The sequence below is a fragment of the Thermomonas brevis genome, assembly GCF_014395425.1.
Lineage (GTDB): Bacteria > Pseudomonadota > Gammaproteobacteria > Xanthomonadales > Xanthomonadaceae > Thermomonas > Thermomonas brevis.
In genome coordinates this window covers 1478755-1490922 of the sequence record NZ_CP060711.1, presented here as the reverse complement: position 1 = coordinate 1490922, position 12168 = coordinate 1478755, and the positions used below count along the sequence as shown (strand labels likewise).

Below are 12168 nucleotides of genomic sequence, written 5' to 3'. Positions count from 1 at the left end.
GATGCCGCTTCCTCCCACGGCGACCTGCGCGACCTGATCCCACGCCCGTTCGCCGACCGCGATACCGTCATCGTGGCGCCGGCCGAGTCGCTGAACACCGCCTGGCAGCGCATGCGCGAACACGACATCAGCCAGCTGCCGGTCATGGACGGCGAGCGCATCGTCGGCATGCTCGACGAATCCGACGTGCTGCTGCACGTCTACGGCGACGAAGCCCGCTTCGCCGACCCCGTCTCCGCCGCGATGGTCGCCCGCCTCGACAAGGTGGACGTGCATGCCCCGATCGAAGCGCTGCTGCCGGTGTTCGACCGAGGGCATGTGGCGATCGTGATGGATGGCCAAAGCTTCCTCGGCCTGATTACCCGGATTGACTTGCTGAATTACTTGCGACGGAGAATGGGTTAACCCATCTGAGAGGGGGTCGCCCAAAAAACGAAGGGGCTTGCGCCCCTTCATTTTCAGATCAGCAATTCATGCCGACAAGGGACATCATTCCTTGACTTCGGCAAAGGTCGTACAGGCGATCTGGATGTGCTCCTTGCTCGCTTCCGCCAAGGTCTTCCAATAGAACGGACAGGCCAAGAGATTTTCCGACGCTGCGGCCTTGGCTGAGGTGACATTGATGGTCAGCTGCACTTCGCCGACGATGGAATCCAGGCGGGTTTTGTCGATCACATCGTCCTGAAATACCACCGAGCCGGCGCCGTCCAGGGTCTGCTTGTTTTCGCCCAGCTTGATCATGCCGGACTGCGGGTCGGCCATCTTCTGAGCCTGTTCCGTGGCGCGAGGGTCGCCTGCATAGGTCGCGAGGACCATCACTTTTTCCGACTTTGATGCGAGCAGCGTTTGCGCCTTGGGTGACAGCATGATCTGTACGTTCACTGGTGCGATGGTGGCCTTCGGCACCAGTTTTTCCACCTCCGCCTCGGAGACGGGAGCGGCAGCCTGCGGGGGCGTTTGGGGTTCCGGCTCTTCCCGGCGTGCGCAGCCAGCGAGAGTCAGGATGGCGAGCAAGGATGCAGCAAGGAGGTTCTTGTTCATGGGTTTTCGGATCAGCGACGGGGGGGGGGTGTTTGCGTTTCCGGATTCGCCGGTGCGCGTTTCGGGAACTGTTCGAGTTCGAGGAATTCGGCTCGATCCATGATTGCCTGGCTGACCGCTGCCGCATGCTCATCGTTCTCGACGATGTAGGGAACAATGACTAGCACAAGCTCCTTCTTTTCGGTCACCTTCTTCCTGCTCTTGAACAGATTGCCAAGCAGGGGGATGTCCTTGACCAAGGGCACACCGGTATTGCCGTCGCTATTGTCGCTGCTCATCAGGCCACCCATGATGATCGTCTCGCCATCCTTGAGGGTGAGCGACGTGTTGAGTACGCGATTCCTGATGGTGGGCGAAGCGGCGGACGCGGCGGTGGATTGTGAGGGGGCGTCGTCGCTTGCCTTGCTCACTTCCTGGGAAAGGTCGATGTCCACTCTGTTGTCCGAGTAGACGGTAGGCTTGATCTTCAGGAGAACGCCGGTCTTTCGGTACTGGATCGACTGGAGCAGATTGGACGAGCCACCGGTCTGCTGGCCCGAAGTCGTGGTCATGGAGACGGTCGGGATCTCGTCGCCCACGTCCATGGAGGCTTCGCTGCCGCTTTTGACCATCAGGCGCGGAGTGGACAGGATATTGACGCGGCTGTCCTGGGCCATCGCTTTGAGTACGGCGCGGTTTTGTCCTGCGGCATCGCTCAGCAGCCAAGTCAGGCCAGAGCCGACCGCAACCGGCTCCGTGCCGCCGGCGCCGGAGCCGGACCAAAGCTTGCCGTTGAAGCGACCGAAGCCGTGTAAGGCAAACCAGTTGAGGCCGACGTCAGTGGTGTTGCTGAGTGTGATTTCGGCGATGGTCACTTCGATCATCACTTGGCGCGGGGCTTTGTCCATCTGCCGGATCAGGGTCAGCATCCGCTCCCATTGCGCGGGCTCGCCTTGATAGATCAAGGCATTGCGCGGTTCATCCACCTGCAAGAAGCCCTTCATGCCTGAAGATGATTGCGGCGTCGTGTTCGGGTTGGTTGGCGCGGGTGCAGCGCCGGCTGCAGATGTGTCTGCGCTGGCAGGGGAGTTTACTCGGCCACCGGACAAGACATTCGCGATGTCGGAGGCTTTGGTGTTCTTCACCTGGTAATAGAACAGAGACTGGGCGCCGGCTTGTTTGCTGGGCTTGTCCAGCTCGCGTGCCCAGGACACCGCATAGTCGAGCGCTTTCTGGGTGCTGGCGAAGATCAGTACGGAATTGGTTGCTGCAATGGGCAGGGCGATGATGCTCGAGGGCGAGCCCACGCTTCGATTTGCGCCATAGCCTTGCACATTCAGTACGTCCACCAAGCGATCCGACAACTGTTCGGCGCTGAGGAATGCCGGTTCCAGGCGCATGCTGAGCCTGCCCCGCATCAAGGGGCGGTCGAAGACCCGCAATGCCTCGACGGCTTGGCGAACCTGTTCGGGCTTGCCGCTGACGACGATCGAGTTGCGGCCGGATTCGTCCAGCACCTTGATGTCCTGCCCGAAGATCGTGCTGAGCCAGCGCGCCGCATCGCCGCTGCGCACGACATCCAGTTCAATTAGCTGGAAGACGGGGCGGTGGGATGCAGGTACCTGGGGAAGGGCATTTCCACTGAAGATCAGGGGTGGCGACGCCGAGTTGGATGTCGCTCCCGTCGCCAACCGCACCAGCTTGCCCTCCACCGTCACTGCGACGCCGTATTCGGCGAGGAGCTGTCGGGTCAGCAAGAACAGATCCTGGGGTTTCTGGCGGGCTTCGGTGCGAAGGGTTACAAGATCCTGGAGCTTGGAAACCTCTGGAGTCATCGTCATGTTCAGGCCGAGCAGGTTCCCGAAGACCTCGTTGGCGAAAACGGGAACCGGCACGTTCTGCACGTTGACGCTAACCGGCGTGGTGCCCATCGGCGGCAGCGCGTCATGGATTTGGGTGCCTGCGGCGGAGGGGCCCAAGTCTTCGATGCGCGGCGTCTCCACCTGCGTCAGCGTTCGATGCAGATCCCCCGAGGAATCCAGCTCTTGTTCCGCGGCAATCTGCTCCTTTGCCGGTACGTCCAACCCCGTGGGTACGCGGAACGGCGGAGGCGTAGCGCAGCCGGCCAGCAGTGCCGTGCCGAATGCGGCGAGGCTGACGAGAAGGCGGCGATGGACGATCATTGAGAGTTTCCTTGAGCGGGTGCTTCCGGTTCCTCGCACTTGCCGGACGAATCGACGGCCTCGGCTTGGAACAACTGATAGGTCTTGATGCAAGCGTCGAGCTGAGTGGTGGCATGATCGCCCCTTGCGGATTGCAGGAGGCTGCCGTCCGGCAGTCGTCCACCGATTACGATGCGCTGTGGTTCTTCGGGCTTGTCTGGCGTCGTGACCAGAATCGCGGGGCCGTCCTTGCTGACGATGCCCGCCAGCCGCCAGGCGCTGCGCTCACCCAGCGATCCGCCTGCGTCCCCCTTCCAGCGAACCTGGGCGACAACAGCGGCCATGTCCTGTGGGACATGGCGCTGAATGTCCGTGGCGGCAGGCAGGCTCCATGTGACGCTGTCGTGTTGGGCTTTGGGCAATGGCGGGGGAGGCCAGGCCGCACCTGCCGCGATGCCGGCGATCAGTGCTGTCGCCAAGTACAGCCAGCTACGGCGGGCGATCATGGTGCGGCATCTCCGCCGGAGATCCGGTAATACGCATTGAGCGTGAGGTGCAGGGTATTGCTGGTATCGCTTTGCAGATTGATCGTTTCCAGCACAACCAGATTCGGAGCACTTTCGATCTGGCGCAGCATTGCTAGTGCCTGCCGGGGGTTGAAGGTGCCATTGAGGGCGATGTTCACTCGTAGGACGCCCGGCATGTTTTCCACCGGCGCGGAGCGGTTGATGCGTATAGTTGCTGCTTGTTGCGCATCGAATCCAGACGTGATGCCACGCAGCCAGTTCTGTAGGGCCGCCTGCGCTAGGCCCGGTGTAGCAACCTCGGGCAGCTGCGCTTTCAGCGCGTCGCGAAGTTGCAGCGCGCTTTTCTCGCGCGCCAGCCAAGCATCCTGGCCCTTGAGCGCTAGCGTCCGGCGCAGGGTTTGTTCAGCTTCGATGCCGGCTTTCTGGCGCGCTACGCGCCACGCATCCAGGCCTTGGAGCGCGAAGCAGGCAACCAGTACGGCGATGGCAAGTCCGGCCCATTTCAGCCAAGGAGCAGCATCGACCTGCCGTTTCAAACTCTGGATCTGTGTGTCGAACGCCTTCACGGTGCGGGCTCTCCGCTCAGGCGAGTGGGAGGTGTGACCGTGGCCTTGACGACAAGTTCATTGTCGCGGCCCAGCTCCGTGGTGACATTCTTGAACATTGGCGAGGCTTCCCATTCGGAAACCAGCTGTTCCGGATTGCTGCCCGGGGCGACCAAGCTCACCTCCAAGGTGTCGGGCGTAGGCTGGCTCCACCGTTTGATCTGCCAATTGCCGCCCGGCATCAATCGGATCAGCTCCGCCATCAGCGATGTGGTGGGGCGTGGGCCATGTAAAGACAGCAGGCTGGTGATTTCGGCGCTGGCCTCGTCCGCGGCATCGCGTGCGGCAAGGATGCGCTTAAGGGGGGCATCCAGCCGGTTGACAGCGGACTGGGCGCGCCAAATGTCGATCTGCGCTCGCGCACCGCTGCCGAGTTCGGCACCTGCCGCCAGCAGCAGAACCACTGCAGCCGCGAAGATCGCTTTCGGTAGATATTGATCGAGTCCGGATAGCTGGAGTGCGTCGGTACTTATGGGTTGCTTGGTCCAGGGCGATGCGGCGAGCTCAACGGCTACCGGTTCGGGGACGACGTTCTCGCGCGGGAGAGCGTGCCCTGTGCCGCGCAGGAAATCCGCCCATTGTGCGGGTGCAGGCAGTTGTGGCCACCACCGGCTGGCATGAAGCTGGCCGGCCTTCCAGGCACGCGCCTCGACGCCCTCAGCCAACTGGAACAGCTCCACGCCCTCTTCGATGGGGCGACCCATATGCAGCGCTTCTGCCGCGAAACGCTTGCGCTTTCCGGGTTCTCCCGCCGCAAGAGCGGCGACGCGGGCGCGGGACCAGTACCAAATAGCCGCCGATCCATCGGCAGACCAGGCGGCATCGAAATCGGGATCGGGAAATGGTGCGACGCGGCGTACGGCCAAGGCCGCGAAAGCCTTGCGCTGTTTCACTGGAACCTGACGGGCATCCAGGATTGTGAACAGGCAAAGCTCCCGCCCGACGAGGAAGAGAGTGGTATCGCTTGCGCCAACTTCCAAAGGAAGGTTATTGGCGCTCCCCAGCCTGATCCGGTTGGGCGAAAAGCGGCGTTTGAGGCGTGCCAACCACGGCCTGATCGGATTCGTTGCCACGTGGGAGGGTGACCTCGTAGTCAATACGCCAAGGAGGTCCGTCGGTCTCGAGAGGCGTAAGCGTCCAGTGCAGGAGCCGACGCGCACCTGAGCGTTCATCCCATAGGATAAGGTTGCCCGACGGAATTGCAAAGAGGGACAGAACTTCTTCGAAGACGGGAGTGATGCCGAACGTCTCCTGCGCCTGTCGGATGGACAGGAAAGGTGCCGCCCGGCGCAGTTCCGTCATCCTGGCCGCATTCTGAGGAGACAGTCCGGGTAGCAGTTCCAGAAGGGGAGCCGGGGCCGTGTTGATGTTCAGGTCCACGGTCTGGGCCAAGGTCAGCGTTGACAACAGCCGGGCATCGTCCATGTCCGCCAGTATCTTGTTCCAGCCGGGGATGCGGCGAAGCTCGAGCGGTGTTGTCAGGGTGCGATTGGTAGGAGGGGGCAGGCCTTCTCGCTGGTATTGCGCTTTCTCGGCCCCGTTCAGCCGGTGCAGGTCGTCCGGATCCTGATAGTCCAGGCGCTTGGCATCGAGGCCGTTCCAGTCGCCGTCAGGGACGTCAAGTGATTTGTAGAGCGCGAAGCGCAGAATGCTGCCCGCCCAGTTGACGCTCAGCAACCCACGGTCATCCTGCAAGGCGAATCGGGTCTGGGCCAAGCCCTGGTAAGGGGTGCTGTCCAGACGGATCTCGTTGCCTACCGGCAGTGCGGTGAAGCCGTCCGGATCGTCGTTTTCGCCGGGTGGCGTGGCCGAGGCAGAGGCATCGGATTCGTTGACCGTCAGTCCGGCAATCGTCTGTCTCTGGGTGGCGAGCAGGAACAACAGGGTTTCACGTGTCCCGGTCATCGCCAATTCACTCTGGAACCGGTCAGCATCGGCTTGTGCAGCCCGGATGGCGCGTTCGGCAGACGTGGCCACTGCGGTGGCCAGCAACGTCAGCACTACCAGCACCGCGAGCACGATGATGAGCACGAAGCCGTGTTCGGTTCGGGCGCGAGCCTCACTCAAGGTCGACCTCGAATGGATTGAAACGTGGATTGCGGGCGCCGGAAATAGTGGCGGCCCATACGCGCTGGCTGCCGTCTTCCATCTCCTGTTCGAGCACGACAACGGTGGGAAGATGGGCATGCAGGCCAAGTTCCGGCGGCCATTGCGTGTGCAGACGTCCATCCTCGTCCATGTAAACGAAACTCGCTCGGTTTGCGCCGGGCAGCGCGAGGTCGAGGCGGCGGTCTTCGTCTTCCTTCAGAAGCAAATGCTGGACACCGCCTTCATTGCGAATCGACCATTCGATGTTGGTGGCGCCGCCTTGATGGGACTGCACGGGCTGGGTCGTCACACCTTCCAGACGATCCTGTTCTCCCTTGAAGGGTTGTTCCTGCACCGGTATCAAACTGCGCAGCGATTCCTCCAGCCAGGCTTCCGTCAAAGCGGCCTGCTGGGTGGCGCCGCTGATTTCGGAGATGGCCGCATTGGCGCGCTGCCATTGCCCGAGCGATTGGAAGCCGAGGGTGATCGCCATGCCCGCGATCAGCAGCACCACCATCATTTCGAGCAAGGTCAGGCCGTGTTGCCATGTCCGCCGGGATTCAGAAGTCATCGGGGGCAACCCTGCGGGCGGCAACCCACCCGGTCTTGCGCAGGTTGAACTCGCGTATCGACCGGCCGTTGCGCAGGACTTCCACGTCCAATTCGTACAGCCGGAAATCGAACTGCGTGGCGCCACCGGCAGGACTCATTCCAAGCCGGAGATCGGTCAGCGGGCGCGCCTTCCAGCGGATTTCCAGCGGCGGCAGATCGCGCTTTCCGTTCGGCTCGGCCATCGGGTTGATTGTTTCGACAACGGCCATGGCTGCGCGGGCATCGGCCAATGCCAAGGCGCTGGTGCGGACGTGGCCCAATGCGAGCGTACTGGTGGAGAGCCAAGCGTAGAGGGCCAATAGGCATGTCGCCATGATGGTGAGCGCGACGATGGCTTCCAGCAGTGAGAAGCCTTGTTGTCGCGGAGCGGCGGCCATCATGTTTCGATCCGTTGCACGCGGCAAAAGGGTGCCAGGATCCGGAAGGCGATGATTTGGTTTCCCGTGTTCAAAGCGCCCTTCGTATCCGAGCACGCACCATTGGCCCGTACGTGGAGGGGAGCCTGTAGTTGCAGCGTCCAGCCCGGAGGCAGGGCGACGATTGCAATGCTCTCGTCTGTCTTGAGATCGAGCGGATTGCCACTGTCGCGCACAGTGCCTGGCAAGTGCGCTATCTGTTGCAGGACATCGTCGACCTGGGTTGCTTCTTGCCAGGAGCGAATCATCCGATAGCTGGGGGGCGCCGCGATCGCGGTCGCCATCGCCAGGATCGCCATGACCACCACCAGCTCAAGCAGGGTATAGCCCGGCTGGCGTCGACTCATTGCTGGGGCAGCATCCCGACGTCCGAATCATATCCGTCGCCGCCGTTCTTGCCGTCCGCGCCGAAAGAGAAGAGCGCGAAAGCATGGGTGCCGGTCGACTTTGGCGAATACTGGTAAGGGTTCCCCCAAGGATCGTCGGGCAGCCCGTCTTCCAGATAGGGGCCTTTCCAGCGCTGCGCCAGCTTGGCGTCCGTAGGCTGCTCGACGAGGAGAGTCAGGCCTTCTTCCTGGGTCGGGTAGCGTCCGGTATCCAGCCGCATGGTTTCCAGGGCGCCCTTCAACATCTTGACCTGCGTCTCGGCAGTCTGCACCTTGGCCTTGTCGGCTTGGTTGAACAGGCGAGGACCCACCAAGCCCATGATGAGGCCGATGATGACCAACACCACGATCATTTCCAGCAGGGTGAAGCCTTGCGCGGAGGCGCGGTGAAGGCCAAGCGGGCGGCTTGGGCGGAACTGGGTGGCATTCATGGGGTCGGCCTCGCTTGGAGCGCCGCAAATTCTAGCAGCTTGCCCGGTGGCGGCGGCAGGAGGGGCCTGCGGCTGTTAACCTATCGGTCGAACAGCATGCCGCAGTATCGTCACTCGATGAAACCCCACTTCTTTTCCCGAAGCGCCGGGTACGTCGCCCTGTGGCGAACCTTGGTCCAACAGGATCTTGCGGTGAAATACCGTGGGACTTTGCTGGGCCGGGCATGGCCATTGTTGATGCCCTTGATGTTGTTGGCGATCTATGGCTTCGTGTTCGGGGCGGTGTTCCGTGCGCGTTGGCCCGGATTGGCGGAGGGGGACCATCTGGGGTTTGCCCTGAATCTGTTCCTCGGACTGCTGGTGCATGGGGTGCTGGCGGAATCGGTCGGGCAGGCTCCATCCCTGTTCCAACGCAACAGCAATTTCGTCCGGAAGATCGTTTTCCCGCTGCCGGTGCTTGTGGCGGTTCCATTGGGCAGCGCGCTCTTCCATATGCTGTTGGGAGTGTTGCTGGTCGCCCTCGTCAATGCAATCTGGGGCACAGGATGGCAGTGGCAATCGTTGGCATTGCCGCTGATCCTGGCGCCTTATGTGTTGATGCTGTATGGGATCTCGCTTGTCTTTGCCGCATTGGGCGTGTATTTGCGGGATCTTGTCCAGATCGTGACCGTGCTGGTCATGCTCGTGCTCTTCACGGGAACCGTGTTCTATCCGCGCACGATGGTGCCGTCGGTTTTCGCCTCCATCGTTGGCGCCAACCCCATCAGCTGGCCGACCGATGCGCTGCGCGGCGCGCTGCTGAATGGGCAATGGCCCGGCGTCATGCCGCTGGTTGTTTACGGATTCGTTGCTTTACTGGTGTTGTTGTTTGGGGCGTTGGTGTTCCGGGCATTGCGCCCGGGATTTGCCGACGTGCTTTGATGGCTCAATTCTCTCCTCGGTCATGACCTCTATCGTTCCCATTGCAACAGTATCGGATGTCGCTGCTGGGGAGAGCGCTCTGCTTGGGCAAATGCTCATCGCGCGCGACCTGATCGGCGTGGCCGATTTGGAGCGGGCGCTGGAGCTGCAGGCCAGCATGGGTGGGCGTATCGGCAACTTGTTGGTACGTATCGGCGCACTGTCCGAAGAGCAGTTGCTAGCCGTGCTGTCGGATCAGCTGGGGTTTCCTCTGGCCGGCCGGGATGTCGCGTTGCCGGAGCTGGATGCATGGGTGATTCCGGGAGATGAGCCTGTCCCGGTGGACTGGATGCAGGATCGCGGTGTCCTGCTCTGGCAGGATCCCGAGGGCGAAACAATTTGTGCCAGTCGAGATCCCTTGGAGCCATCGCTGCGGGAAGCGATCGACTATCTGTTTCCGTCGACGCCCGTGCGGCATGTGTTGGCGCCAGCCCAATTGATGGACAACACGCTGGACAAGTTGGCGAACGGCCTGTTGTCCGCAACGCAGGGCGGTGACGATGTTCGTCACCTGCGCGAGCTTGCGGAAGAGGCGCCGGTGGTGGAACTGGTCAATAGCCTGTTGGCGCAAGCGGTGGAGCAGCGCGCTTCGGACATCCATCTTGAGCCCGACGAGCATGAATTTTTCGTCCGCTTCCGTATCGATGGTGTGCTCTATACCCGGCTGCAACTGCCTCGCGAGCGCTTCAATGCGGTCGCTTCGCGCCTGAAGCTGATTTCCGGCATGGATATCGCCGAACGGCGGTTGCCGCAGGATGGCCGCCTGAGCGTCCGCGCCAGTGGTCAGGCGATGGATATCCGTGCATCGGCGCTGCCCGGTGTGCACGGGGAGTCCATCGTATTGCGCTTGCTGCCCAAGGAGCGCAAGGATCTTGGCCTGGAACGGCTGGGTATGGAGTCGGATCATCTCGCGCTGTTGCACGACTGGAGTCGGGAGGCGCACGGCATCATCCTGGTGACCGGGCCAACGGGTTCGGGCAAGTCCACCACGCTGTACGCCACACTGGCGGCGGCCGACGACGGGATGAAGAAGATCATCACCGTCGAGGATCCTGTGGAATTCCAGTTGCCGCGGATCACCCAGATTCAGACCCACGCGGACATCGGATTGACTTTTGCCGGCGCGTTGCGCTCCATCCTGCGCCAGGATCCGGATGTCATCATGGTCGGCGAAATCCGTGATCGCGAAACGGCGGAAATCGCCATCCAGTCCGCGCTTACCGGCCACTTGGTGCTGTCCACGGTGCATACCAACGACGCCATTGGTGCGTTCACACGACTCATCGACATGGGCGTGGAGCCATTTCTCGTGGCAACGCCGGTCAAGGGACTGCAGGCCCAGCGCCTGGTGCGACGGTTGTGCCCGCATTGCGCGCGTCCCGCGGCGCATGTTCTTCCGGCGATTGTCGAAGAGGCGGCTCAGTGGGCAGTCAGGGTGTTGGGTGATGTGCCCATGCGCTGGCATGAGCCAGTCGGATGCGCGCGTTGTCAGCATTCGGGTTATCGCGGGCGCGTCGGCATCTACGAACTGATTCCCGTGGATGAGGCCATGCAGCAGGCGGTGGTAGCCGGTGCTGGACACGCCGAATTGAAGGCGATGGCGCGCACTCGCGGGTATCGGTTCTTGCGCGAGGATGGCTTGCTCAAGGCTTGGCAAGGGTTGACCTCGGTGGACGAGGTATTGCGCGTGACGGCGGTCTGACCCCTTGATGAGCCAGTATCGTTACAAGGCATTCTCCGCGGAAGGTGCCGCGCTGGAGGGCGTGGTCACTGCGCAATCCGAGCGCGAAGCGGCTCGCCAGTTGGAGCGGCGTGGATTGTCTGTGGTGTCGGTGCAACCGGTTGTCGCTCACGGCCGAGGTCCGTCTGGAGCGCGCGTTGCACGCCTGAGGCAACGTGACTTGATCCTGGCTCTGCATGAGCTGTCCACGTTGCTTGGCGCTGGCGTAGGCCTTGCCGAAGCGGTGACGGCTCAAGGACGGTCTGCTTATCACCCGAGGCTGGTTGCTGCGTTCGATGCAATTGCTGCCGGATTGCGTCGAGGCCAGACCTTCTCTGCGGCATTGGAGGGGGCGGACTTGCCCTTGCCTCGCTATGTCCTGACCCTGGTGCGTAGCGGCGAGAAGTCCGGTTTGCTGGGGCGGGCATTGCAGGATGCAGTGGGGCAGATGGAGTACGACCAAGCCGTTCGAGGCGAAATCCGGCAAGCGCTCACCTATCCTGCAGTGCTCATCTGCGCAGGCTTGGGCGCAGTGGTGATGATGTTCACGTTCGTGGTGCCCAAGTTCGCCGTCCTGCTCAAGCGCGCCGACGATCTCCCGCTGCTGGCCTCGGTGGTGTTGAACACCGGTATGTTCTTGCGCCAGTGGTACTGGGCTGCCCTACTCTTGCTGCTGGCCTTGGGAATAGGCTTGGCGAGAGTTTTGCGCGATCCCGGTAAGCGCGCCCAGTGGCTGGAGGCCATGGAGCGGTTGCCGGTGCTGGGAGTCTGGCGGGTGGAGTCGGAAACTGCCACTTGGGCGCGGGTTTTGGCTACCTTGTTGTCCAACCGCGTGGCGCTGATGGAGGCGCTGGGGTTGGCGCAAGAGAGTGTTCTGGCGCCCGGTCGTCGCGCGCGACTGGAAGAGGTGGCACGCAACGTGCGTAGCGGTGTCCCGCTCGCGGATGCGTTGGAGGAGCAGCAAACCCTCACCGCCACGGGATACAATCTGGTGCGTGTGGGCGAACGTTCGGGCGAATTGCCGGCAATGCTGCAGTCGTTGGCGCGGCTGTGTCAGGAGGCTGGTCGCGCCCGTATGAAGCAGTTTCTGGCCTTGTTGGAGCCGGCGGCCATTCTGCTGATCGGCGGCGCCATCGGCGTCATCATGATCGGCATCATCCTGGCCATCACCAGCGCCAACGATGTCGTTGTCTGAGCCGGAATTGAGGCTGGCAGGGGGTCCCTAGGCGCGTGCGGTTGCC

Annotated in this window: 13 protein-coding genes and 1 pseudogene; 4 read left to right on the top strand and 10 right to left on the bottom strand. The window is 62.3% G+C overall.

What is annotated here, in order from left to right; all coding sequences use genetic code 11:
- Positions 1-15 precede the first annotated feature (15 nt).
- Positions 16-405, top strand: a pseudogene (locus H9L17_RS06970) (CBS domain-containing protein); the annotation flags it as partial.
- A gap of 84 nt (positions 406-489) precedes the next feature.
- Here the strand turns inward: H9L17_RS06970 and H9L17_RS06965 are convergent.
- The 10 genes from H9L17_RS06965 to gspG are packed head-to-tail and all read right to left on the bottom strand — an operon-like array spanning position 490 to position 8247.
- Positions 490-1041 (bottom strand): hypothetical protein, encoded by a 552-nt coding sequence (locus H9L17_RS06965; protein ID WP_187571602.1) that lies wholly within the window; start codon positions 1039-1041, stop codon positions 490-492.
- 11 nt (positions 1042-1052) lie between these two features.
- The gene (locus H9L17_RS06960) at positions 1053-3203 is read right to left on the bottom strand and encodes a secretin N-terminal domain-containing protein (RefSeq protein WP_187571601.1); all 2151 of its coding nucleotides are present in this window, start codon (positions 3201-3203) and stop codon (positions 1053-1055) included.
- Positions 3200-3688 (bottom strand): hypothetical protein, encoded by a 489-nt coding sequence (locus H9L17_RS06955; RefSeq protein WP_187571600.1) that lies wholly within the window; start codon positions 3686-3688, stop codon positions 3200-3202. The genes H9L17_RS06960 and H9L17_RS06955 overlap by 4 nt, the downstream gene beginning before the upstream one ends.
- Positions 3685-4275 carry a hypothetical protein gene (locus H9L17_RS06950; protein WP_187571599.1) on the bottom strand — a complete coding sequence of 197 codons (591 nt, stop codon included), beginning with the start codon at positions 4273-4275 and terminating at the stop codon, positions 3685-3687. Before H9L17_RS06950 ends, H9L17_RS06955 begins: the two co-directional genes overlap by 4 nt.
- Positions 4272-5360, bottom strand: coding sequence for a hypothetical protein (locus H9L17_RS06945; protein ID WP_187571598.1), 1089 nt, complete (start codon positions 5358-5360; stop codon positions 4272-4274). The genes H9L17_RS06950 and H9L17_RS06945 overlap by 4 nt, the downstream gene beginning before the upstream one ends.
- Positions 5302-6345: a type II secretion system protein GspK gene (locus H9L17_RS06940; RefSeq protein WP_187571597.1), complete on the bottom strand. Its 1044-nt coding sequence runs from the start codon at positions 6343-6345 to the stop codon at positions 5302-5304. Before H9L17_RS06940 ends, H9L17_RS06945 begins: the two co-directional genes overlap by 59 nt.
- 28 nt (positions 6346-6373) lie before the next feature.
- Positions 6374-6973, bottom strand: a complete 600-nt coding sequence (locus H9L17_RS06935) for a prepilin-type N-terminal cleavage/methylation domain-containing protein (protein ID WP_187571596.1) — start codon at positions 6971-6973, stop codon at positions 6374-6376.
- On the bottom strand, positions 6963-7394 hold the full coding sequence (locus H9L17_RS06930) for a PulJ/GspJ family protein (protein WP_187571595.1): 432 nt from the start codon (positions 7392-7394) through the stop codon (positions 6963-6965). The genes H9L17_RS06935 and H9L17_RS06930 overlap by 11 nt, the downstream gene beginning before the upstream one ends.
- Positions 7391-7777 carry a pilus assembly FimT family protein gene (locus tag H9L17_RS06925; protein WP_187571594.1) on the bottom strand — a complete coding sequence of 129 codons (387 nt, stop codon included), beginning with the start codon at positions 7775-7777 and terminating at the stop codon, positions 7391-7393. Before H9L17_RS06925 ends, H9L17_RS06930 begins: the two co-directional genes overlap by 4 nt.
- Positions 7774-8247 (bottom strand): type II secretion system major pseudopilin GspG, encoded by a 474-nt coding sequence (gene gspG, locus H9L17_RS06920; RefSeq protein ID WP_187571593.1) that lies wholly within the window; start codon positions 8245-8247, stop codon positions 7774-7776. Before gspG ends, H9L17_RS06925 begins: the two co-directional genes overlap by 4 nt.
- Before the next feature lie 117 nt (positions 8248-8364).
- Between gspG and H9L17_RS06915 the strand changes: the two genes are divergently transcribed.
- The 3 genes from H9L17_RS06915 (at position 8365) to H9L17_RS06905 (ending at position 12122) form a co-directional block, all read left to right on the top strand.
- Positions 8365-9168 carry an ABC transporter permease gene (locus tag H9L17_RS06915; RefSeq protein WP_187571592.1) on the top strand — a complete coding sequence of 268 codons (804 nt, stop codon included), beginning with the start codon at positions 8365-8367 and terminating at the stop codon, positions 9166-9168.
- Positions 9169-9259: 91 nt separating this feature from the next.
- Entirely contained in the window at positions 9260-10909 is a 1650-nt protein-coding gene (locus H9L17_RS06910) for a GspE/PulE family protein (protein WP_223158090.1), read from the top strand.
- A 7-nt stretch (positions 10910-10916) separates the two neighbouring features.
- Complete coding sequence (locus tag H9L17_RS06905; protein WP_187571590.1) at positions 10917-12122, top strand: type II secretion system F family protein; 1206 nt, start codon at positions 10917-10919, stop codon at positions 12120-12122.
- The last annotated feature ends 46 nt before the right edge of the window (positions 12123-12168 follow it).